A 23,157-nucleotide genomic window follows, 5' to 3' on the forward strand; every position below is an offset into this window, starting at 1 on the left:
GGAAACCTCTTGACGAGGTTCATAAATTTACTGGCTATTCGGCACGCTGTTGAGTTCTCAAAGAACACGCGCTCACCATCTTGTCCCGCGTCTTACCGCAGTTCATTCCGGGGCTTTGTGTTTCCGGTGTTTCGCTTGCTGTGGTTGAACCTTAGCTCGTTCGTTTTCGCGGTGTCAAATCGGCCGGTTTCGGCTTTTCGGCTCCGCGACAAACTCGCTTAGCATTCAATTTGTTCTACCGTCCGGAGCCGAGGCAGCACGCTGTGCCGCTGATTCGTTCCGGGGGCTTGTGTTCGCCGCGCTCCGTTCCGGTCTCTCTCCGGCCCGTTCCGCGCTGGCAGAGAGAAAGTTACACCCCGGCCCACGCGGAGACAAATCGGGGGGTCGGTTCCGCCATCTCCGCAGCTAGGCGTGGTGCGACCCCCTGGAACGGTGGATGCTGGGCCGGTGCAGCTCTCGCCACGGTTCGGCCGGTACGCGCTCCACGTCGCCTTGGTCGCGGCTTGCTACTACGCGGGCGCTCGGATCGGTCTTCTTCAAGCACTGGTGAACGACCAGGTGACGCCGTTGTGGCCGCCGACCGGTGTCGCCGTCCTCGCGCTGCTGCTCGGCGGGCTGAAGATGTGGCCGGGCATCGCGCTCGGCGCGTTCGTCGCCAACTCGACGCTCACCGACCTCGGTGCGACGGTTCTCATCACCTCGGGCAACACGATCGGCCCCGTGGTCGCCTACCTCCTGCTCAGGCGAGTGGGCTTCCGGCAGGAGTTGGACCGCACGCGTGACGCGCTCGCCCTGGTGTTCCTGGGCGGGCTCGTGGGCATGGCGGTCAGCGCGTCCATCGGCTCGGGCACGCTGCTGTTGGTGGGCACGATCGACGGCGCGTTGTTCTGGACGACGTGGATGGTGTGGTGGACCGGTGACGCGTTGGGCGTGCTGGTGGTCGTGCCGATCGCCTTGGCGTTCCGCTCGCTGCGCCTGCGCAAGCACCCCGTGCGCCGGTGGTTGGAGGCCGTCGCCCTGTTGGTGAGCACGGCGGTGGTCATGGCCGTGGCGAGCACGTACGACCTGCGGCTGATGTACCTGGTGTTCCCGTTCCTGATCTGGGCGGCGCTGCGCTTCCAGCACCTGGGCACCGCGCCGTGCGCGTTGATCGCGACGACCCTGGCGGCACGGGGCGCGGCACGCAGCACGGGTCCGTTCGCGGATCTGGACCTGGTGGTGCGGATGGTGACGCTCCAGGCGTTCAACGGGACGGCGGTGTTGACGGCGCTGCTGCTGTCGGCGGTGATCTCGGAGCGCAACGCGGCGCGTGCGGCCATCGAGCGCACGGTGACGCAGCTGGCGGACGTGGTGGCGCGGTACCAGCCGCCGGCGTTGGGCAACCTCCTGCCGCCCAAGCCGCCGGAGAAGCGCTAAGTGGACGTGGTGGTCGTCGGTGGCGGGCCGGCGGGACGGGCGTTGGCGCGGGCGTGCGCGGCGAGGGGTCTGGGCACGACGTTGGTCGACCCGAGGCCGGAGCGGCCGTGGCGGGCGACGTACGCGGCGTGGGTGGACGAGTTGCCTGCCGACGCGCCGGTGGCGGTGCGCACGTCGAGGGCCCGTGCGGTGACGACGGCTGAACACGTGATCGCGCGGGGTTACGCCGTGTTGGACAACGAGCGGTTGCGGTGGCTCCCGGACGACGTCCGGGTGGTCGCCGGTCGGGTGGTGGCGCGCACCGGGACGACGGCGACGTTGGCCGACGGGCGGGTGGTGACCGGACGGGTGGTGGACGCGAGCGGCTCGGTGGGTGGTCGGGCGGCGCAGACGGCGGTCGGCGTGGTGCTGCCGGCGAGGTCGGCGACACCGTTCATCGGGGCGGATGGTTCCGATGAGGCGCTGATCATGGACTGGCGCAAGCCTCCCGCGGCCACGACCGGTGATCCGACGTTCCTCTACGCGATCCCGGTGTCGGCGGACGAGGTGTTGGTGGAGGAGACGTCGTTGGCCCGCCGGCCGGGTCTGCCGCTGCGCGAGCTGCGGTTGCGGTTGCACGCGCGCCTGGCCGTGCACGGCATCCCGGTGCCGGACGACGAGGAGCGGGTGCGCATCGCGTTGGACGGGCGGGCGCGGGACGGCGCGTTCGGCGCGGCGGCGGGGTGGGTCCACCCGGCGACGGGGTACAGCGTGGCGGCGGCGTTGCGGCGGGCGCCGGTGGTGGCGGACTTGATCGCGAACGGGCGGGAGGTGACGCGTTCGGCGGCGGAACGGGCGGTGCGGCGGTTGCGGTTGAGAGGGCTCGAGGCGTTGCTGGCGCTGCCGCCCGACGAGGTGCCGGAATTCTTCAACGGATTTTTCCAATTGTCCGACAGTCTTCAACGCGACTACCTCGGCGGGCACGATGACCTGCGCGGGACCGCCCGCGCGATGCTCCGGCTGTTCGGCTCGGTGTCGTGGGGCATGCGGGCCCGGCTGGCATTTCCTGTGCAATCGGCCAAAGTTGTGAGAACACCTGGTTAACGCTCTCGGCAAAAGAAGATCGACAGGGCACGATCGGGGCCGTGCCCGCCTTGCTGGATGACGTTCGCTTCGCCTTCCAGCCGTTGTTCAACCTCCACACCGGAGGGGTCGTGGCGGTGGAAGCGCTGGCCCGACCGCACGACGGCACCGTGCAGGACCTGCTGCGGATGGCCTTCCGCGCCGGGTACCTGGCCAACACCGACGTGGCCCTCGCGTGCCGCGCGGTCCGGCACGCGGCCGACCACGGCCTCGGCGTGCCGCTGCACGTCAACCTGCTCGCGTTGACGATCGCCGACAAGCCCGAGCTGATGGCCCCGCTCTACAGCGCGCTGCGCGAGGTCGGGCGCACCCCGGCCGACCTGGTGGTCGAGGTCGGGACGCCGTACTCGCGCGCGCCGCGCCGGCTGCTGGTCAAGGGCATCGAACGGCTGCGCGAGGACGGGTTCCGGATCGGCCTGGACGGCGTCGGCGAGGGCGACTCGCCGTTGTCGCTGCTGGCCGAGGTGCAGCCCGAGGTGATCAAGCTGGACCGCGAGGTGGTGGTGGCGCTGCCCACCGACCCCGCCCGGTACGCGCTGGCCCAGGCGTTGCAGCACCTGTGCGAGCAGATCGGGTCGCTGGTCGTGGCGGAGGGCGTGGAGACCGAGGCGCAGCTGGCCTCGCTGCGGCGGCTCGGTGTGCGGCTCGCGCAGGGCAACCTGCTGGCGAGCCCGCAGCGCCGCCCCAAGGTGGACGGCACGATCTCGGCGGTGTTGAGCGAGGTCAACGACCCGGAGGCGGTCACGAGCACGATGACCGCGCCGTTGCGGCGCAAGTCGGGGCCGAAGGTCACCGACTTCCTGCACCCGGCGACCACGCTGCCCGACTCGGCGACGTCCGAGGAGGTGCGCGACGTGCTCGCGAACCAGCCGACGGTCAGCGGCGTGGTGCTCGTGGACGACGACGGCAGGCCGCGGTGGACGGTGGACCGCAACCGGTTCCTGCTGGCGGTGACGGGGCCGTTCGGGCACGCCCTGCACGCGAAGCGGGAGGCGGCGCGGCTGGCGGACCGGCCGAAGCTGATCGGCTCGGACTCGAGCGCGTTGGAGCTGCTGGACGTGGTCGCGCACGCCAACCGTGAGCGCACCAACGACGACCTGGTGGTCGTGGACGACGACGACCGGTGCCTCGGCGTGGTGCGGGTCGCGGACGTGGTGCGCGGTGTCGCCGAGCTGAAGGTGGAGCAGGCGGCGGCGTTGAGCCCGTTGACGCGGCTGCCGGGCAGCGACTCGATCGCGCGCGAGGTGGACCGGCGCATCCTGGGCGGCGAGCTGTTCGCGGTGGGGTGGCTGGACGTGGACGCGTTCAAGCGGGTGAACGACTCGGCGGGGTTCGCGGCGGGTGACGACCTGATCAGGGCCATAGGGCGTGCGCTCACCGACGGCGCGACGTCGTTCCCGGGCGTGCAGGTGGGGCACGTCGGCGGGGACGACTTCCTGGTGGTGGCCGGGCTGGACGAGATCGTGCCGTTCTCGGCGGGTGTGCTGGACGTGCCGTTCGAGGCGGAGGGGCGCGGGGTGACGTTGTCGTTGGCGACGTTGATCTGCGCGGCCGGGTCGGTCGGGTCGTACCGGGAGGTGTCCCGGTTGCTGGCGCCGTTGAAGGAGCACGCGAAGTCGTTGCGGGGCACCAGTTGGGTGCTGGGGAGGCCGGGCAGCGACCACGTCGACGTGCTGCGCGGCGGGCCGCACCTGGCGGTAAGTTAGGAAAGTTCACCGCAAAGCCGCATGTGCCGCCCGATCGGTTACTCATAGCATCAGCCGGACTACCCAGCGTCGGGAGGTCCCTGGTGAGCGAGGTCACCGCCCTACCGCTTCCGCGAGTCGTCTCGGACCTGCCGCTCTCGGTGGGCGTCGAGGAGGAGTTCCTGCTGGTCGACGCGCGCACCGGGGTGCTGGTGCCGTTGGCGGGCGAGGTGTTGGGCGGCGCCCGTCCCGGGCTCGACCTCCAGACCGAGATGACGCTCTACCAGGTGGAGAGCGCGACCCGGGTGTGCCGGAGCATGGCCGAGGTGCGTGACCAGCTGCTGGCGGCACGCCGTGCGCTCGCCGCGCTGGCCGAGGCCGAGGGTGCGCGGATCGTGGCGACGGGGACCCCGGTGCTCGGCGGCGTCCACCCGCCGCCGCTGACCGACTCCGACCGCTACCGCACCATCGCCGCCGAGTACGGGTCGTTGGTCGACGGGCTGACCATCTGCGGGTGCCACGTGCACATCGGGATACCGGACGAGGACACCGGGGTGCTGATCAGCAACCACCTGCGGCAGTGGCTGCCGGTGCTGTTGGCGATCAGCGCGAACTCGCCGTTCTCGGACGGGCGGGACACGGGGTACGCGAGCTGGCGCTACCTGTCGTGGAGCCCGTGGCCGTCCGCGGGCGCGCCGCCGTGGTTCGAGTCGGCGGAGGACTACCACCGGGGCACGCGGGTGCTGCGGTCGGGCGGCGCCGCGCTGGACCCGGCGATGGTCTACTGGGACGTCCGGCTGTCGGACCGGCACCCGACGGTGGAGCTGCGGGTGTGCGACGTGGCGGCGACCGTGGACGAGGCCGTGGTGCTGGCGGCACTCGTGCGGGCGATCGCGCTGACGGCGCTGGCCGGGGTGCCCGCGCAGCACGTGCCGGACCTGGCGTTGCGGACGGCGTTGTGGCGGTCGGCGCGGGACGGGCTGGACGGCGCGGGGATCGAGCCGTTCAGCGGCCGGCTGGTGCCCGCGGCGGACATGGTGCGGGCACTCGTGGACTGGGCTCGCCCTGCTCTGCGCGAGACCGGTGACGAGGACCTGGTGGTCGACGGCATCGACCGGTTGCTGCTCGACGGCACGGGTGCGGTGCGGCAGCGGCGGGCGTTCCGGCGGCGCGGTTCGCTCCGGGACGTGGTCGAGATGCTGGTGGCGCAGACGTAGGCGCGCTGTCGAAGTGCTGGTCGCGCCCGGCCGGCGCATGCTTGGTCTACGCGACCAAGGAGGTTCGACATGACCACCGCACGGGAGATCATGAACGCCGGTGTCCAGTGCGTCAAGGAGGACCAGAGCCTGCTCGACGCGGCGCGGATGATGCGTGACCTGGGCGTCGGCTCGTTGCCGATCTGCGGCAAGGACGACAAGCTGCACGGCATCATCACCGATCGCGACATCGTGCTGCGCTGCGTGGCCGAGGGCCGTGATCCCGCAGCCATGAAGGCCGGCGACATGTCCGGGCACCTGCACTGGGTCGACGCGGACGACGACCTGTCACAGGTCCTGCGGACGATGGAGGACAACCAGATCCGCCGACTCCCGGTGATCGAGCAGCACCGACTGGTCGGCATGGTGTCCGAAGCAGACCTCGCCCGTCACCTGGACGAGTCCCAGATCGCGGAGTTCGTGGAACGCGTCTACGCCCGCTGACCGAATTTGTCAGACCCTGCACACGCACCCGTCCACTGGCACGCCTTCCCTCAAAGGGAGGGGTTCGTGTCATCCCGCCGACCTGGCGCAGCCCTACCGCACGTGTCAAGGGGGCGGCGTTCACCAATGCCCGCCCACATCCACTGTTGCCGCCCCCTTGACGCGTGTGGTTGCCCTTGTGGAGGTCGGCGGGATGACACGAAACCCGCACCACAACGGACCCGGACGCTTAACCACCAAACGAGGCGTCATCCTGCTGATCTGCCCGTCCGGCGAGGACATGCTTTCAAGCTTGTGATCTCTGGAAACAAAACAGGGACCCCCTTCACGGAGGCCCCTGCCCAAGCTGAAGCTGTCTCAGACCGTGAACCCAAGGGCCCGCAACTGCTCACGCCCGTCGTCCGTGATCTTCTCCGGCCCCCACGGCGGCATCCACACCCAGTTGATGCGGAAGTCGTTGACGATCCCGCTCGCCCCGCCACCGCCACCCACCAGCGCCGACCGCGTCTGGTCCTCGATGACGTCCGTCAACGGGCACGCCGCCGACGTCAGCGTCATGTCGATGAGCGCGACGTTCTCCTCGTCCACGCGGATGTCGTAGACCAGGCCCAGGTCCACGACGTTGATCCCCAACTCGGGGTCGACGACGTCGCGCATGGCCTCCTCGACGTCGTCCACCGCGGCCACGTCCGCCTTCGGCGCGGGCGGCTCGGGCATGCCCTCGATGCCGCGCACCACGTCTTCCTCGGCGGCCACGCCGCTGCTGTCGGTGGTCGTGCCGTTGCTCTCGGCGGTCATGCCTTCGCTCCCTCGCTGCGTGCCACCGCGTCCTTGAAAGCCATCCAGCCCAGCAGCGCGCACTTCACGCGCGCCGGGTACTTCGCCACTCCCGCGAACGCGATGCCGTCCTCCAGGACGTCCTCGTCGGGCTCCACCTGGCCGCGGCCCTGCATGAGCTCCACGAACGCGTCCATCTTCTCGAACGCCTCACCGAGCGGCTTGCCCACCACCAGGTCGGTCAACACGGACGTCGACGCCTGGCTGATGGAACAGCCCTGCCCGTCGTACGACACGTCGCGCACGGTGTCGCCGTCGAGCGAGACCCGCAGCGTCACCTCGTCGCCGCACGTGGGGTTGATCTGGTGCGACTCGGCGTCGTACGGGTCGCGCAGGCCGCGCCCGTGCGGGTTCTTGTAGTGGTCCAGGATGATCTCCTGGTACATCTGCTGGAGCTGCATCTCAGACCACCCCGAAGAACTTCTGCGCCTCGCGGACGGCGTCGACCAGGGCGGTCACCTCGTCCGGCGTGTTGTACAGGTAGAAGCTGGCCCGCACGGTGGCGGCGGCGTTCATCCGCCGGTGCAGGGGCCACGCGCAGTGGTGGCCGACGCGCACCGCGACGCCCAGGCTGTCGAGCACCTGGCCGGCGTCGTGCGCGTGGATGCCCTCGATGACGAACGACACCGCGCCGCCGCGGTCCACGGCTTCCGTCGGTCCGACGATCCGCACACCGGGCACCTCGGCGAGTTCGCGCAGCGCCTGCTCGGTGAGCTGGTGCTCGTGCGCGGCGATCCGGTCCATGCCGATGGCGTTGAGGTAGTCGACCGCCGCGCCCAGCGCCACGGCCTGCGACGTCATCGGCACGCCCGCCTCGAACCGCGCGGGCGGCGGCGCGAACGTCGACTGCGCCATGTGCACCATCTCGATCATGGACCCGCCGGTGAGGAACGGCGGCAGGGTCTCCAGCAGCTCACGGCGCCCGTAGAGCACGCCGATGCCGGACGGCCCGAGCATCTTGTGGCCGCTGAACACCGCGAAGTCCACGCCGAGTGCCTTGAAGTCGACCGGGCTGTGCGGCACCGACTGGCACGCGTCCAGCACGGTCAACGCGCCCACCGCGCGGGCCGCGTCCGCCAGCACCCGCACCGGCAGCACCGTGCCGAGCACGTTCGACTGGTGGGTGAACGCGACGACCTTCGTGCGCTCGTTGATCAACGAGTCGATCTCCGACAGGTCGAGCCGACCTTCGTCGGTGACGCCGAACCAGCGCAGCGTGGCGCCCGTGCGGGCGGCGAGCTGCTGCCACGGCACGAGGTTCGCGTGGTGCTCCATCTCGGTCACGACGATCTCGTCGCCGGGACCGACGCGGAACCGCTCGGCCTCGGGACCGGCCGTGGCCGCGTTGCCCATGGCGTACGCGACGAGGTTCACGCCCTCGGTCGCGTTCTTGGTGAACACGATCTCGCCGTACTCGACGCCCACGAAGTCGGCGACCTTCTGCCGCGCGCCCTCGTAGGCGTCCGTCGCCTCTTCGGCGAGTTGGTGCGCGCCGCGGTGCACCGCGGCGTTGGCGGTCTCCAGGAAGGCGCGCTCGGCGTCGAGGACCTGCCTCGGGCGTTGCGAGGTGGCGCCGGAGTCCAGGTAGACCAGCCGCTTCCCCTCCCGCACGGTGCGGCCCAGGATGGGGAAGTCCGCCCGGACGGTAGCGACGTCCAGTGGAGTAGCGGTGGTGGTCACTGGTCCGACGCCTCCTCTCGATACGTGTTCACGGACAGGTGCAACGTCAGGCGATGCCGGCTGCTTCCGGCTTTCCGATGTACTTCACGTAACCCTCGGCCTCGAGCTGGTCGGCCAGCTCCGGACCGCCGGACTCGGCGATGCGGCCACCGGCGAACACGTGCACGAAGTCGGGCGAGATGTACTTGAGGATCCGGGTGTAGTGCGTGATCAGCATGACGCCGACGTCACCGGACTGCTTGTACCGGTTCACGCCCTCGGAGACGACGCGCAGCGCGTCGACGTCCAGGCCGGAGTCGGTCTCGTCGAGGATCGCGACCTTCGGCTTGAGCAGCCCGAGCTGCAGGATCTCGTGGCGCTTCTTCTCGCCGCCGGAGAAGCCCTCGTTGACGGAGCGCTCGGCGAAGGCCGGGTCGATGTCCAGCTCGGACATCGCCTCCTTGACCTCCTTGACCCAGTGGCGCAGCTTCGGCGCCTCGCCGCGCACGGCGGTGGCGGCGGTGCGCAGGAAGTTCGACATCGAGACGCCGGGCACCTCGACCGGGTACTGCATGGCGAGGAACAGACCCGCGCGGGCGCGCTCGTCCACGGTCATGTCCAGCACGTTCTCGCCGTCCAGCAGCACGGTGCCGGAGGTGACGTCGTACTTGGGGTGCCCGGCGATGGCGTAGGACAGGGTGGACTTGCCCGAGCCGTTGGGGCCCATGATCGCGTGGGTCTCGCCTGCCTTGATGGTCAGGTCGACGCCTTTGAGGATCTCCTTGGAGCCCTCGTCGGTGTTGACCGAGACGTGCAGGTCCTTGATCTCCAGAGTGGCCATCGGTGCTTCGTTCTCCTGGTGTTGCGAGCGAAAGTCAGTTCGTGGTGGCGGTGACGTCCACGTAGACGTCGTCCCCGCGGAGTTCGACGGCGAACACGTCGACCGGCTCGGTGGCGGGCGGCGAGGACGGGCGGCCGGTGCGCAGGTCGAAGCACGACCCGTGCAGCCAGCACTCCACGCCCTTGCGCGTCACCTCGCCCTCGCTGAGCGCCACTTCGGCGTGCGAGCACAGGTCGCGCAGCGCGTGCACGGTGTCGCCGTCGCGGACGAGCAGGACCGGGGTGTACCCGTCGCCGACCTCGAACGCGGCAGGCTTGCCGTCGTCGAGGTCGGTCAGCGAGCACACCCTGATCACACGCCCACCGCTTCGAGCTCCGCCTCGATCGCGGCTTCCAGGCGCTCGCGCACCTCGGGAACGGCGATCTTGAGCAGGATCTCGTGGAAGAAGCCGCGCACGACCAGTCGGCGCGCCTGGTCCTCCGGGATGCCGCGGGCCTGGAGGTAGAACAGCTGCTCGTCGTCGAACCGGCCGGTGGCGCTGGCGTGGCCCGCGCCCTCGATCTCGCCGGTCTCGATCTCCAGGTTGGGCACCGAGTCGGCGCGCGCGCCGTCGGTGAGCACCAGGTTCCGGTTCAGCTCGAACGTCTCGGTGCCCTCGGCCGCGGCGCGGATCAGCACGTCGCCGATCCACACCGTGTGCGCGTCCTCGCCCTGCAGCGCGCCCTTGTAGACCACGTTGCTGCGGCAGTTGGACGCCGAGTGGTCGATGAAGGTGCGGTGCTCCAGGTGCTGGCCCGCGTCGGCGAAGTACAGGCCGAGCAGTTCGGCGTCGCCGCCGCGGCCGGTGTAGGTGACCACCGGCGTGAGGCGGACGACGTTGCCGCCGAGGGTGATGACGGTGTGCTTGAACGAGGCGTCGCGGCCCAGCTTGGCGTGGTGCGACGACACGTGCACCGCGTCGTCGGCCCAGTCCTGGATGGCGACCACGGTCAGGTGCGCGCCGTCGCCGACGACGAACTCGACGTTGTCGGCGTACGCGCCGGAGCCGCGGTGGTCGATGACGACGACGGCCTCGGCGAACTGCTTGGCGTGCACGTGCAGGTGGCCGTAGGCGACCTGGCCCTCGCCCGCGCCGGTCACCGTGATGGTGGTCGGCTCGGACTTCGCGTCACCGGGGAGGGTGACGACGGTGGCCTCGGTGAACGACGACCAGGCCTGGGCGGCGACGCGGTCACCGGGGGTGCCCGCGACGCCCAGCCGCTCGTCGCCGCGTGCCACGGTCTCGACCGTGACGCCGTCCGGCGCGTTGACCTCGACGTTCGCCGTGCCGGTGGCCTCGGCGCCGTTGTGCAGGTTCGCCAGGCGCTTCATGGGGGTGAAGCGCCAGATCTCCTCGCGACCGCCGGGCACTTCGAACGCGTTCACGTCGAACGACGTGAAGTGGTCCGCGCGCGAAGAGATCGGGGCACCCGCACCGTGCGAGTGGGCCGTCAGGCCGTGTTGTTCTTGATCGGTGGTGACGGCCATGTCAGCCGACGGCCCCTTCCATCTGCAGCTCGATCAGGCGGTTCAGCTCGAGGGCGTACTCCATCGGCAGCTCGCGCGCGATGGGCTCGACGAACCCGCGCACGATCATCGCCATGGCCTCGTCCTCGTTGAGACCGCGGGACATCAGGTAGAACAGCTGGTCCTCGGAGACCTTCGAGACCGTGGCCTCGTGGCCCATCGACACGTCGTCCTCGCGGACGTCGACGTACGGGTAGGTGTCCGAGCGGCTGATGTTGTCCACCAGCAGCGCGTCGCACTTGACCGTGGACTTCGAGTGGTGCGCCCGCTTGTTGACCTGGACCAGGCCGCGGTAGGAGGTGCGGCCACCGCCGCGCGCCACCGACTTCGACACGATCGTGGACGACGTGTAAGGCGCCATGTGGACCATCTTCGCGCCGGCGTCCTGGTGCTGGCCCTCGCCCGCGAACGCGATCGAGAGGACCTCGCCCTTGGCGTGCTCGCCCATCAGGAACACGGCCGGGTACTTCATGGTGACCTTGGAGCCGATGTTGCCGTCGATCCACTCCATGGTCGCGCCCTCTTCGGCCTTCGCGCGCTTGGTGACCAGGTTGTAGACGTTGTTCGACCAGTTCTGGATGGTCGTGTAGCGGCAGCGACCACCCTTCTTGACGATGATCTCCACGACGGCGGAGTGCAGCGAGTCCGACGAGTAGATCGGCGCGGTGCAGCCCTCGACGTAGTGCACGTACGCGCCCTCGTCGACGATGATCAGCGTGCGCTCGAACTGGCCCATGTTCTCGGTGTTGATCCGGAAGTAGGCCTGGAGCGGGATGTCGACGTGGACGCCCTTGGGCACGTAGATGAACGAGCCGCCCGACCACACCGAGGAGTTCAGCGCGGAGAACTTGTTGTCACCCGACGGGATGACGGAGCCGAAGTACTCCTTGAACAGCTCCGGGTGCTCGCGCAGCGCCGTGTCCGTGTCCAGGAAGATGACGCCCTGCTCCTCAAGGTCCTCGCGGATCTTGTGGTAGACGACCTCGGACTCGTACTGGGCCGCGACGCCGGACACCAGGCGCTGCTTCTCCGCCTCCGGGATGCCGAGGCGGTCGTAGGTGTTCTTGATCTCGTCGGGCAGGTCGTCCCAGGTCGCCGCCTGCTTCTCGGTCGACCGGACGAAGTACTTGATGTTGTCGAAGTCGATGCCCGACAGGTCGGAGCCCCACGTCGGCATCGGCTTGCGGTCGAACAGCCGCAGCGCCTTCAGCCGGAACTCCAGCATCCACTCGGGCTCGTTCTTCTTCGCCGAGATGTCCCGAACGACGTCCTCGTTCAGGCCCCGGCGAGCGCTCGCGCCTGCCACGTCCGAGTCGGACCAGCCGAACTCGTAGTTGCCGATGCTCGCCAGGGTCTCTTCCTGGGTGAGCGGGGCTGTGGTGGTGCGCTGCTCGGCAGCGGCAGTCATGCGGGCTCCCCTCCATCTGGGATCCGGGGTGTGTTCGGGATGTGCGTCGTGCACACGGCATCGCCGCGGGCGATGGTGGCCAGGCGCTGGACGTGCGTGCCGAGCAGGTCGGCGAACGCCGCCGTCTCGGTCTCGCACAACTGCGGGAACTCCGCCGCGACGTGCGCCACGGGGCACAGGTGCTGGCAGAGCTGCTCGCCCGCCCCCACGTGACGCGCCGAAGCAGCGTAGCCCTCCCTGGTCAGCGCCACGGCGAGGGCCTTGGCCCGCTCCGCGGCGTCGGGCTGGGCCACGATGGCCGCTCGGTGCCGGTCGACGAAGGCGGACACCCGTCGTTCGGCGAAGGCTCGTACCGCCTCCTCCCCGCCCTGTTCGGCGAGGAACCGCAGCGCGGCGGCGGCGAGGTCGTCGTAGGCGTGCCCGAAGCGGGCCCGCCCCTGCTCGGTCAGCAGGAAGAGCTTGGCCGGGCGACCCCGGCCGCGCTGACCCCGTCGCGGGGCCTCCCTGCTGGTCGCCTCGCCGTCGGCCACCAGCGCGTCGATGTGCCGGCGCACCGCCGTGGGGCTCAGGCCGAGCTGTTCCGCGACCGAGGCCGCGGTCACCGGGCCCTGCTCCAGGAGGAGCCGTGCGACGGCGTGCCGGGTACGGCCGTCGTGCCCGGACGGCACAGCGGTCGAATGGGTCCCGGCGTTTTTCACAACACCAGTGTTGCGTATTTCGCGGGCAGTCGCAAAGATCGACCCTCGTCGGGTGACCCGAGTCACGCGTTCCGGCCGGTCGCTACCCTTCGGGCGTGGCGGCGGGCGGAATGGTGATGGCGAACCGGAGCGAGATCGGCGAGGCAGCACCCCTCGACGCGCCCGAACGGCGGCAGCTCGACGTGATCCGCCGGTGGGGCACGGTGGGCGCGCTGCTGCTGGCGGTCGGCTCGCTCGGGTCGGGCGCCGCGCCGATCTTCAGCCCGCTGCCCGGCACGCCGCTGCTCGGGCTGTTCGTGCGGATGCCCAGCGCGTCCATGGCCGTGGTGTGGACCGGCATGTTCCTCATCGTGTCGGCGTGGCTGTGGCTGGGCCGGTTCGCCCGGCCGGGTCGTCCCCGGCTGATGTCGCGCAGCCAGCTCGACCGCACGCTGCTGATGTGGATCACGCCGCTGGTGTTCGTGCTGCCCATGTTCAGCCGGGACGTCTACAGCTACCTGGCGCAGTCGCAGATCGCGGCCAACGGGCAGGACCCGTACGAGCTGGGGCCGGCGACGGCGCTGGGCGTCGAGCACGACCTGACGAAGAACGTGCCGAACATCTGGCGCGAGACGCCCGCGCCGTACGGGCCGCTGTTCCTGGCCGCCGGTCGGGTCATCTCGATGGTGACCGGCGACAGCGTGCTGCCCGGCATCTTCCTGCACCGGCTGCTGGGGCTGCTGGGGCTGGCGATGATCGTGTGGGCGCTGCCCCGGCTGGCGCGGCGCTTCGGCGTGCCCCCGGTGAGCGCGCTGTGGCTGGGCGCGGCGAACCCGCTGGTGCTGTTCCACCTGGTCGTGGGCGTGCACAACGAGGGGCTGGCGATCGGCCTGATGCTGGTGGGGCTGGAGTTGGCGTTGCGGAAGATGCCGCTGGTCCCGGGCACGCCGATGACGCGTGAAGAGCTGCTGTGGATCGTCCTCGGGGCGACCATGATCACGTTGGGCGCGGCGGTGAAGATCCCGGCCGCGCTGGCGCTCGGGTTCCTGGGCGTGCTGATCGCGCGGCGGTGGGGCGGGCGGTTCTCCGACCTGGTGCGGTCGGCGTTGTTGTTGCTGGTCATCTCGGGTGTGGTGATGGTCGGGACGTGCGTGGGCACCGGGCTCGGGTTCGGGTGGGTGGAGACGCTGAACGTGGCCGGCACGGTGAAGAGCTGGATGTCGCCGCCGACCGCGATGGGGTTCATGGGCGGCGGGCTGGGGCTGGCGCTCGGGCTGGGCAACCACACCGAGTCGGTGATCGTGCTGATGCGGATCGTGACGCAGGCCGTGTCGGTGGTGATCGTGGCGACCCTGCTGTGGAAGGCGTTCCGGGGTCGGATCAAGGCGGTCAACGGCCTGGGCGCGGGGTTGGGCGCGGTGCTCGTGCTCGGGCCCGTGCTGCAGCCGTGGTACGTGCTGTGGGCGGCGTTGCCGCTGGCCACGGCCGTGCTGGCGCGCCGGTTCCGGGTCTTCGCCACCACCGCCAGCGCCGTGATCGCGGTGATCCTGCCGCCGACGGGCTCGGCGTTCGACGGTCGCGCCTACATCGTGCCGCAGGCCGTGACGGGCGCCGTGATCGTGTTCGCGGTGTGCCTCTTCGTGGCCCGCAAACAGGTCATCCCCTTGATCAAACGCGACCCCCTCCCCGGCTCCGCCTGACCCTCACTTTCGAGAGTCCTACCTTCACACCGCGTGAGTCCTACGTTCAGAACGCGAGTGTCCTACGTTCAGAACACCTGAGTTCAACGCTCAGCACGCGCGGCACGGCGTCGGGGCTGCGCTGAGCGTTGAATTCACGCACCCCGGACGTAGGACTCTCGCGCGCTGAACGTAGGACTCTCGCGGTGTAGCTGGGAGGATCGGGCGCAATCCGGGGAGGGAGTGCGTGATGGTCGACGTGCCGAGGGAGCAGATCCGGTTCGCCGTCGTGCTCAACGGGGGTGTGAGCCTCGCCGTGTGGATGGGCGGGGTCGTGCTCGAACTCGACCGCCTGACCAGGGGTGACGGCCCGTACGCCGACCTGCTGGACATGGTCGGCAGCACGGCGCGCGCCGACGTCATCACGGGCACGTCCGCAGGCGGCATCAACGGCGCCGCGTTGGCGTTGTCGCAGGTCAACGCCAACGCCCGGCTGGAACGGCTGCGTGACCTGTGGGCCGAGCAAGGCCGGATGGAACAGCTGCTGCGCACCCCGTTCCGGGGCCAACCGGCGTCACTGCTGCGCGGCGATGAGTTCTTCCTCCCGAGGCTCCAGGAAGCCCTCGAACGCCTGACCACCGACTTCGCACCGCAAGAAGACCGGCCGGTCGACCTGCGCATCACGACGACGCTGCTCGCGGGCGTGCCCACGGTCACCCACGACGACCTCGGCCAGACCCTCGTCCAGTCCACCCACCAGGGCAGCTTCTCGTTCCGCCGCGACCCCGGCGGCCGGGACGACTTCACCGCCGACAAGCTCCCGACGCTGGTCAGCCGGATGGCGCTGGCCGCCCGCTCGTCCGCGTCGTTCCCGTTCGCGTTCGAGCCCTCGTTCATCCCGGTCGCACCCGGCGCGCCCGACGGCGACAAGCCCAACATGGCCGAGGTCGCGTCCTGGGCCAACGACACCGACAACCGGTCCCGCTACGCCGTCGACGGCGGCGTCCTGGTCAACACGCCCACCAAGGAGGCGTTGGAGGCCATCGACCGGATGCCCGCCGAGGGCCCGGTGCGGCGGGTGATGCTGCTGGTGTTCCCGCACGCCCCCGAGGCGGTGGTCGAGCCGGTCGCCCCGGTGGACGGCGCCCTGCCCAGCACGATGGCCACCGGCGGCAAGCTGCTCGGCGCGCTGACCAGCCAGAGCGGCCGGACCTACGTCGAACGCATCGAGGAGCACAACCGCAACGCCGCCTCCCGCCGCGGCGGGCGCAACGCCCTGCTGGACCGGCTCGCGTCCGGCGGCTCGGTCACCGGGAAGGTGTACGCGCTGGCCGAGACCCTGCACGACCACTACGAGGACGTGCGCATCCGGCACGCCGCCCGCGACGTCACGTCCCGCCAGTTCGAGGTGCCGGGCGCGAACGCCGCCGGTTGGACGTTCGAACGGGTCCGCGCCGCGGCCGAGGCGGCGCAGCGCGAGTACCGCGCCGACCACAGCAAGCTGCCGTACGTGCCGACCCGGCCCCAGCCCGCCGCGCTGCCCGACCACGGCTGGCCGTGGGGCATCACGATGGCCGAACGGCTCGCGTCCGCCGCGATGGACGTGCTCAAACGCCTGGTGTGGGTGATGCCGGACGCCCAGCGGCTCGCGATGGCCCGCACGAACCTGTTCGACGTGCGGGCGAGGCTGCGCGCCGCCCGGATCGAGCTGGACGGGCACTGGACCACCGAGGGGACCGAGGAGCTCGACCAGGCGTACTGGGAACGGCGGGTCCACCGGTTCGCCGAGAAGATGCTGGACGAGCCGGACGGCGTCGGGCAGCGGGTGCGCGAGCAGGTGGAGCGGATCGCGGGCGTCCTGGGCGACGCGCACGACATCCTCGACCAACTGGAGGACGAGCAGCTGCGGGTCGGCGAGCTGCGGTCGTGGCACCGGCTGCTGACGGAGCCGCGCACCGACGCGGAGGCCGAGGCGGGGCTCGTGGCGGGCGAGCTGCTGCTGTCGCGGGTGCTGGCCCTGGAGGTCGCGACGACGTGCCTGGCCGACGACACCCGCGGCGGCCTCGACCAGGCCGTCGAGCTGGTGCAGATCAGCCTGCAGACGCGCAACGCGTTCGCCGAGTACAGCATCACCGCCGAGGACAAGGCGGGCGGCGCGTCCCTGCACCGGTTCTCCGGGTTCCTCAAGCGGTCCTGGCGGGTCAACGACTGGATCTGGGGGCGGCTCGACGGCGCGTCCATGCTGTGCAAGGTGGTGTTCGACCCGAAACGGCTGCTGCGCGTGGACCGGCTGACCGGTGGTGGCGGCGATCCCGTCGAACGGGCCGCGGCCAAGGTCGACGAGCTGGTGGTGCAGCTGTTCGGCGACGGCGTGCCGGACGAGCTGGCGCCATACGCCGAGCGGGCGAAGGCGGAGCTGGGGAAGGTTTACGCGAACCCGGACGGCGACCACCCGCCGACGTGCGCGGCGCTGGCGGAGCTGGCCGCGTGGGGCCTGCACGTCCGGATCATCTGCGAGGAGCTGCCCGCGCTGCGCGCCGCGATCCTGGCCGACCGGCACGAGGGCGCGGACCGGCGTTCGCGCGGCGAGCTGTTCCTGGAGGAGCAGGCCGCGCTGCTGGCCCGGCTGCCCGTGCGGACGGACGCGGAACGGGTCGAGGTGGGCGTGCGGGGGTTGAGCGCGTTCGACCGGGCGGGCATCGGGCGTGAGCCCCTGGTGCAGGAGGCGAGCAGCGACCAGGTGATCCGGACGGCGGCGACGGCCGCGGCGGTGGCGATCACCGTCGCCGACAGCGACAACTCCGGTCTCGGCACGGCGAAACCACTGACCAGGACGTTGCGCGGGGCGGCGCTGCTGCCGTACTGGACGATCACCGGGCTGACCAGGGGCGGCCGGTTGGCGCAGTTCCTCGGGCTGCTCGGGTTCGCGCTGGGCGGCGCGCTGCTGGTGCTGTCGTTGTTCGACCTGCTGCCGCCGTGGGCGGTGGGTCCGGCGGCGGCGTTCGGCGGGGGCACGCTGCTGGCCGCGTTCGGCTACGCGGCGCTGCGATCCGGCACGCTGCTGCACGGCCTGGTGCTGCTGTCGCCGGTGATCCCGCTGGTGACGGTGGCGATCGACCGGACCAGGAACGCGTTGGCGTCCGGCGAGACCGGCGACCAGGCCGTGACGGGCATGGTGGCCGTCGGTGGCGTGCTGCTGGTCGTGGTGGGGTTGCTGATCATCGGCAGCCTGCCCGCGCCGGTGGGCACGCCGTTGGCCGTGCTGGGCAAGATCCGGCTCAAGCCGCGGCTGCTGGTGCGGGTGCTGGTGGCCGCGGCGATCGTGGTCGGCGTGTGGGCCGTGGTGCGGTACCGGCTGTACGACCTGAGCCCGGCGCTGGTGGTCGTCGGGACGGTGGTCGCGATCGTGTTCGGCGCGGTCACGTCGTACGTGCTGGGCAGTTCGCTGCGGCGATGGCGGCAGGTGGACGGGGTGTGGGACACGGAGGCCGCCGAGCCGCCCGCGTCCGCGACCGCCGGGTGGGCCGCCGTGTACGGGACCGTGCTGCTGGTGATCGCCGCCGTGGTGCAGGTGTTCTCGCTGCGGTTCACCGGGTGGGAGGCGGTGCTGGGCACGGCGTTGGCGTTCGGGTTGGTGCTGCTGCTGGTGACGACGTGGTGGGTGCCGTTGCGGGCGCGGCGGACCATCGCCACGTCACTGGTGGAGCAGATGTCCATTGTGGACTTCGAGCCGGACGACGTGGCCGACGTGCTGCTGAAGCGGTTGGAGGGTCACGGGATGCTGTTCAAGTTCCTCACCGAGCTGGACGACACCGGCAAGCCCCGCCTCAGCACCGGCGGCCACCGCGTGGCGCACCGCGCGGCCTACCGCTCCGTCACAGGTTCCGACGTCGACTGACCCGCGTGTCCTACACCCAGAACGCGCGTGTCCTACGTTCGGAACAGGCGAGTTGAGCGTTCAGAACACCCAGAGGGCCTGGCTCTCGTGTTCTGAGTGTTCAACTCACGCGTTCTGAACGTAGGACACGCGTGTTCTGGAGGTAGGACACGCGGGGGGTGGTTAGGCGGCGAGGGCGGTGGGGCGGACGGAGGGGAGGCCCAGGGCGCGGGCGTAGAGGGACTCGAAGGTCTCCAGGGTGGCGTCGATGGCGTGCGCGGCGATCATCTCGCTGCTCGCGGCACCCATCCGGGCGGTCACGGTCGGGTCGACGGTGACGGCGTGCAGGCGGTCCGCCAGGCCCCGCACGTCACCCGGCGTGAACAGCCAGCCGTTGCGACCCGGCTTGCACAGGTGCGGCAACGCCATCGCGTCCGCCACCACCACCGGCTTGCCCGCGGCCATCGCCTCCATCGTCGCCAGGCTCTGCAGCTCCGCGATGCCCGGCATGCAGAACAGGTCGGCGGCGGCGTACGCGTCCAGCAGCTCGGACTCGCTCACGAAGCCGCGGAACCTCACCCGGTCCGAGATGCCCAGGTCACGCGCCAGCAGCTCCCACTCCGCCCGGCACGACCCGTCGCCCACGATCTCGGCGTGCAGGCGCGGCACCAGCGCCAACGCCCGCAGCAGCTCGTCGACCCGCTTCTCCTCGTCCAGCCGACCCACGAACAGCACGGTCGGCGCGTCGGTGTGCCGCACGGGCCGGCGCAGCCGGTACCGGTCGATGTCGATGCCGCACGACACCGGCACGGCCCGCTCGGGGAACCCGTTGTCGTGCAGCAGCTGCACGGCCCGCGGCGTCGGCGCGGTCACCACGTCGGCCTCGCCGAACACCCGGCCGAGGTCGCGCCACGCCCACCGCGACGCCATCCCCTGCAACCACGCCGGCACGTGGGCGTGCCCGAACAGGTTCTCCGGCATGAAGTGGTTCGTCGCCACCGTCGCGATGCCCAGCGCCGCCGCCTGCCGCAGCACGTACCGGCCCACCACGAAGTGCGCCTGCACGTGCACCAGGTCCGGCCGCAGCTCCTCCAGCAGCGCGCCGACGTCCTTGCGCACCTGCCACGGCAGCCCGATCCGGAACGTGCGGTGGAACGGCGTGCGGTGCGAACGCACCCGGTGCACGGTGATCCCGTCGACGTGCTCGGTGCGGGCCGCGCCGTCCGGTGACACGGCGATGACGTGCACGTCGTGGTCGCGGCCCGCGAGACCGGTGGCGAGGCGGTGGGCGAACCGGGCCGCGCCGTTGACGTCCGGGGGGAACGTCTCCGCGGCGATGACGATCCGCATGGCGCGTCCGTTGGTCACTGTCGTCTCCGATCTGGTGGGAACTGCGGGAAGGGTTCGAGTGCGGGCCAGCGCGACGACACCGCCGACGGCGATCGCGGCGCACGCGACCTGGGCGGCGCCGACGAGCGGGCTGGTCCGGGTCGCCTCGCCGAGCAGCCCCGCGCCGATGCCGACGGCCACGAGCGGGTCCACCACGGTGAGGCAGGCGACCGCCACGTGCGGCGGTCCGCTGGCGTAGGCGTGCTGGATGAACCAGCCGCCGACGACGAGGGCGACGACGATGCCCGCCGCCGAGAACGCGGTCGTCCACGCGAGGCCGCCCTGCTGGACGTCCTGCGACACCGACCGCATGAGCACGGAGACGAAGCCGTAGGCGACACCGCCCGCCGCGCCGAAACCGAGGGCGCGCACCGCGGGCCGGGTCGACAGCACGCCGACCAGGCCCGGGGCCGCGATCAGGCCGAGCGCCAGCAGCGCGGCCTTCACCTCGGCCTCCGGCGCGACCGCGGTCGACGTGGCGCTGCCCGCGGCCAGGAGCACGAACGCCCCCACGCCGAACGTGGTCCACGCGACCGCGGGCAGCTCACGCCGGCGACCGTCGAGCACCGCGGTGATGCCGATCGCGACCACGCCGACCGGCTGCACCACGCTCAACGGCGCCATCCCCAACGCCGCCGCGTGCACACCGGCGCCGAGGACGAGCAACACCAGGCCCACCAGCCACCGCGGCCTGCGCAGCAACTCCAGGACCCGCAACGTGCCTTGGCTGGCCCGCACCGCGTCGTGCTGCAGGCGTGCGGCGAAGGCGAAGAACACGGCGCCCAGCACCGCGAGCAGCACGGCGAGCCACGTCATGACGTCTCCTCGCGGCGCAGGACGGCGGAGGCCAGCGCGAACAGCAGGCCGTACAGCAACGCGAAGAGGACGCGCTCGAAAAGCCCGAGCACGACCGTGCCGCTGCCCGGGTAGACCACCGAGACGTGGCTGAGCATGAATGCCACCGAGGTGATACCCGCGGCGACGGAAAAACGGCGCAGCGTGGTACTGGAGATGAACGTCCGGGAAATCAGCCACCCGGCCAGCGGCAGGCTGGCGAACATCACCGCGCCCGCGTAGCGGTGCACCGCGCCGGAGAACGACGTGGGCGTGCCGGTCGGGTCGGTGGGGAACACCGTCGCCACCGCCAGCCCCGCCGACCACAGCCCCAGCAGCACCGCCACCGGCCCCCGCCTGGGCAAACCGGACCGGACCAGGGCGACGAGCAGGCCGACCGACGCCGCCGCCAGCGTCAGCGAGGTGACGGCGAGCAGCCCGCTGCCGTTGTCCACGAAGATGTAGTCGCTGATCGTGTGGGTGATCGGACTAAGCTCGCCGACCGACGCCACGTGCAGGTAAACAATCGGGAACAGCGACAGGACAAGCCCCACAACAGCCAGCGGCAACACCGCCGTCCGTCTTTTCCCCCGGATCTCCACCACGAGGAAAATCTTCACCCGGAATGGTGACGGAAGATATCGGGAACACCCCCTAGACGACCCTGAAGCCACCCGGAGAACCCTGGTAGGGCTGACCCCACCACCGGGTGGGGCCGGGCGACGCCCTAGGCTTCCGCGTCGTGAGCCCGCACCCCCAGCACCCTGCCGTGGAAGTGTCGGGGCTGGTCAAGCGCTACGGCTCCACCGTCGCGGTGAACGGACTCGACCTCACCCTGGAAACCGGCACGGTCCTCGCGCTCCTCGGCCCCAACGGCGCCGGGAAAACGACGACCGTCGAGGTGTGCGAGGGATTCCGGGCGGCCGACGGCGGCGAGGTCCGCGTCCTCGGGCTCGACCCGAAGCGCGACGGCGACCGGCTGCGGCCCCGCATCGGCGTGATGCCGCAGGGCGGCGGCGGCTACCCCGGCGTGCGGGCCGACGAGATGCTGCGGCTCGTGGCCGCCTGCGCCGCCAACCCCCTCGACCCCGCGTGGCTGCTCGACGTGCTCGGGCTGTCGTCCTCGGTGCGCACCCCGTACAAGCGGCTGTCCGGCGGGCAGCAGCAACGCCTGTCGCTGGCGTGCGCCCTCGTCGGACGGCCCGAGCTGGTGTTCCTCGACGAGCCGACCGCCGGCATGGACCCGCAGGCCCGCCGCCTGGTGTGGGAGCTGGTGTCGGCGCTGCGCGCGGACGGTGTGAGCGTGCTCCTCACCACGCACCTGATGGACGAGGCCGAAGCCCTCGCCGACCACGTCGTCATCGTCGACGCCGGCCGCGTCGTGGCGCAGGGCAGCCCCGCCGAGCTCACCGAGCACCACGCCGACGACCGGCAGCTCCGCTTCCGCGCCCGACCCGGGCTGGAGCTGACGCTGCTGCGCGCCGCCCTGCCCGAAGGGCTGCAGGTGCGTGAAGCCAGCCGCGGCACCTACCTGGTGCACGGCACCATCGACCCGCAGGTCCTCTCCACGGTCACCTCGTGGTGCGCACAGCAGGGCGTGCTGGCCGAGGAGCTGACCGTGGCCAGGCGCAGCCTGGAGGACGTGTTCCTGGAGCTGACCGGCAGGGAGCTGCGCTCGTGACCGAACGTTTCGCACCGGGCACGTTCACGCCCGCGCCCGGACGCGGGAAGCTCGGGCGGATGCTGCTCGCCCAGGCCCGCACCGAGACCCTGCTCACCCTCCGCAACGGCGAGCAGATCCTGCTGACCGTGCTCATCCCGGTGGCGCTGCTGGTCGCGATGAGCCTCATGGACGTCATCCCGGTGCCCGAACCGCGGGTCGGCTCGGCCACCGCGCGCATCCTCGCGCTGGCCGTGATCTCGTCCGCGTTCACCGGGCAGGCGATCGCGCTCGGCTTCGACCGGCGCTACGGCGTGCTCAAGCGGCTCGCCGCGACCGCGCTCCCCCGCTGGCTGCTCGTCGCCGGGCGGGTCGTCGCGGCGCTGGCCGTGGTCGCCGTGCAGGTCGTCGTCATCGCCGTGATCGCCCTGCTGCTGGGCTGGCAGTTGCCCGCCGCGACCGGCCTGCTGTGGGCGGCCGTGCTGATCCTGCTCGGCACGCTGTCGTTCGGCGCGCTCGGCGTGCTGCTCGGCGGCGCGCTGCGGGCGGAGATCGTGCTCGCGCTGGCCAACATCGTGTGGTTCGCGCTGCTGCTCATCGGCGGCGTCGCGCTCGGCGTGGACACCCTGCCGGCGTGGCTCGCGACCGTCGTGGAGGCGTTGCCGTCCGCCGCGCTCGCGCTCGCGCTGCACGAGGCCGTGGTCGAGGGGACGGCTCCTGGTCCCGGTCACGTCGCCGTGCTGGTGATCTGGGGCGTGGCCGCGGGCGCGCTGGCGATGAAGACCACCAAGCTCGGCTGACACCCCC

At 71.1% G+C, this 23,157-nt stretch carries 19 protein-coding genes; 9 read left to right on the forward strand and 10 right to left on the reverse strand.

Annotated features, from left to right (window positions below; genetic code table 11):
• Positions 1 to 447 precede the first annotated feature (447 nt).
• The 5 genes from ADK67_RS37715 (at position 448) to ADK67_RS37735 (ending at position 5,923) form a co-directional block, all read left to right on the forward strand.
• The gene (locus ADK67_RS37715; protein WP_053721361.1) at positions 448 to 1,416 is read left to right on the forward strand and encodes an MASE1 domain-containing protein; all 969 of its coding nucleotides are present in this window, start codon (positions 448 to 450) and stop codon (positions 1,414 to 1,416) included.
• A complete protein-coding gene (locus ADK67_RS37720; RefSeq protein ID WP_053721362.1) occupies positions 1,417 to 2,499 on the forward strand; it encodes a lycopene cyclase family protein in 1,083 nt (360 codons plus the stop codon).
• Positions 2,500 to 2,540: 41 nt separating this feature from the next.
• Positions 2,541 to 4,244: a GGDEF domain-containing protein gene (locus ADK67_RS37725; protein ID WP_053721363.1), complete on the forward strand. Its 1,704-nt coding sequence runs from the start codon at positions 2,541 to 2,543 to the stop codon at positions 4,242 to 4,244.
• An 83-nt stretch (positions 4,245 to 4,327) separates the two neighbouring features.
• On the forward strand, positions 4,328 to 5,440 hold the full coding sequence (locus ADK67_RS37730; protein WP_082404426.1) for a carboxylate-amine ligase: 1,113 nt from the start codon (positions 4,328 to 4,330) through the stop codon (positions 5,438 to 5,440).
• Positions 5,441 to 5,509: 69 nt separating this feature from the next.
• Positions 5,510 to 5,923, forward strand: a complete 414-nt coding sequence (locus ADK67_RS37735) for a CBS domain-containing protein (protein ID WP_053721364.1) — start codon at positions 5,510 to 5,512, stop codon at positions 5,921 to 5,923.
• A 357-nt stretch (positions 5,924 to 6,280) separates the two neighbouring features.
• Here the strand turns inward: ADK67_RS37735 and ADK67_RS37740 are convergent, their stop codons facing one another.
• The 8 genes from ADK67_RS37740 to ADK67_RS37775 form a co-directional block, all read right to left on the reverse strand.
• Positions 6,281 to 6,640 carry a metal-sulfur cluster assembly factor gene (locus ADK67_RS37740; RefSeq protein WP_053721419.1) on the reverse strand — a complete coding sequence of 120 codons (360 nt, stop codon included), beginning with the start codon at positions 6,638 to 6,640 and terminating at the stop codon, positions 6,281 to 6,283.
• 77 nt (positions 6,641 to 6,717) lie between these two features.
• Entirely contained in the window at positions 6,718 to 7,161 is a 444-nt protein-coding gene (sufU, locus tag ADK67_RS37745) for a Fe-S cluster assembly sulfur transfer protein SufU (RefSeq protein WP_053721365.1), read from the reverse strand.
• 1 nt (position 7,162) lies between these two features.
• Entirely contained in the window at positions 7,163 to 8,440 is a 1,278-nt protein-coding gene (locus ADK67_RS37750) for a cysteine desulfurase (RefSeq protein WP_053721366.1), read from the reverse strand.
• 46 nt (positions 8,441 to 8,486) lie between these two features.
• Entirely contained in the window at positions 8,487 to 9,260 is a 774-nt protein-coding gene (sufC, locus tag ADK67_RS37755; protein ID WP_053721367.1) for a Fe-S cluster assembly ATPase SufC, read from the reverse strand.
• Positions 9,261 to 9,294: 34 nt separating this feature from the next.
• Positions 9,295 to 9,615 carry a non-heme iron oxygenase ferredoxin subunit gene (locus tag ADK67_RS37760; protein WP_053721368.1) on the reverse strand — a complete coding sequence of 107 codons (321 nt, stop codon included), beginning with the start codon at positions 9,613 to 9,615 and terminating at the stop codon, positions 9,295 to 9,297.
• A complete protein-coding gene (gene sufD / locus ADK67_RS37765) occupies positions 9,612 to 10,787 on the reverse strand; it encodes a Fe-S cluster assembly protein SufD (RefSeq protein ID WP_053721369.1) in 1,176 nt (391 codons plus the stop codon). The genes ADK67_RS37760 and sufD overlap by 4 nt, the downstream gene beginning before the upstream one ends.
• 1 nt (position 10,788) lies before the next feature.
• Positions 10,789 to 12,234 (reverse strand): Fe-S cluster assembly protein SufB, encoded by a 1,446-nt coding sequence (gene sufB / locus ADK67_RS37770; protein WP_053721370.1) that lies wholly within the window; start codon positions 12,232 to 12,234, stop codon positions 10,789 to 10,791.
• Positions 12,231 to 12,932: a helix-turn-helix transcriptional regulator gene (locus ADK67_RS37775; RefSeq protein WP_053721371.1), complete on the reverse strand. Its 702-nt coding sequence runs from the start codon at positions 12,930 to 12,932 to the stop codon at positions 12,231 to 12,233. Before ADK67_RS37775 ends, sufB begins: the two co-directional genes overlap by 4 nt.
• A gap of 110 nt (positions 12,933 to 13,042) precedes the next feature.
• On the opposite strand from ADK67_RS37775, the gene mptB reads away from it, so the two are divergent.
• Both mptB and ADK67_RS37785 read left to right on the forward strand, forming a co-directional pair.
• Entirely contained in the window at positions 13,043 to 14,611 is a 1,569-nt protein-coding gene (gene mptB, locus ADK67_RS37780; protein WP_197289810.1) for a polyprenol phosphomannose-dependent alpha 1,6 mannosyltransferase MptB, read from the forward strand.
• A 229-nt stretch (positions 14,612 to 14,840) separates the two neighbouring features.
• A complete protein-coding gene (locus ADK67_RS37785) occupies positions 14,841 to 18,488 on the forward strand; it encodes a patatin-like protein (protein WP_053721372.1) in 3,648 nt (1,215 codons plus the stop codon).
• A 162-nt stretch (positions 18,489 to 18,650) separates the two neighbouring features.
• Here the strand turns inward: ADK67_RS37785 and ADK67_RS37790 are convergent, their stop codons facing one another.
• Together ADK67_RS37790 and ADK67_RS37795 are read right to left on the reverse strand one after the other, a co-directional pair.
• Entirely contained in the window at positions 18,651 to 20,672 is a 2,022-nt protein-coding gene (locus tag ADK67_RS37790; protein ID WP_053721373.1) for a glycosyltransferase, read from the reverse strand.
• Positions 20,669 to 21,310, reverse strand: a complete 642-nt coding sequence (locus ADK67_RS37795) for a DUF998 domain-containing protein (protein WP_231648550.1) — start codon at positions 21,308 to 21,310, stop codon at positions 20,669 to 20,671. Before ADK67_RS37795 ends, ADK67_RS37790 begins: the two co-directional genes overlap by 4 nt.
• A 122-nt stretch (positions 21,311 to 21,432) precedes the next feature.
• Between ADK67_RS37795 and ADK67_RS37800 the strand changes: the two genes are divergently transcribed.
• Both ADK67_RS37800 and ADK67_RS37805 read left to right on the forward strand, forming a co-directional pair.
• Positions 21,433 to 22,371 (forward strand): ABC transporter ATP-binding protein, encoded by a 939-nt coding sequence (locus ADK67_RS37800; protein ID WP_231648551.1) that lies wholly within the window; start codon positions 21,433 to 21,435, stop codon positions 22,369 to 22,371.
• A gap of 59 nt (positions 22,372 to 22,430) precedes the next feature.
• Positions 22,431 to 23,150, forward strand: coding sequence for an ABC transporter permease (locus ADK67_RS37805; protein WP_082404436.1), 720 nt, complete (start codon positions 22,431 to 22,433; stop codon positions 23,148 to 23,150).
• Positions 23,151 to 23,157: the final 7 nt, after the last annotated feature.

This window comes from Saccharothrix sp. NRRL B-16348 (assembly GCF_001280085.1).
Classification (GTDB): domain Bacteria; phylum Actinomycetota; class Actinomycetes; order Mycobacteriales; family Pseudonocardiaceae; genus Actinosynnema.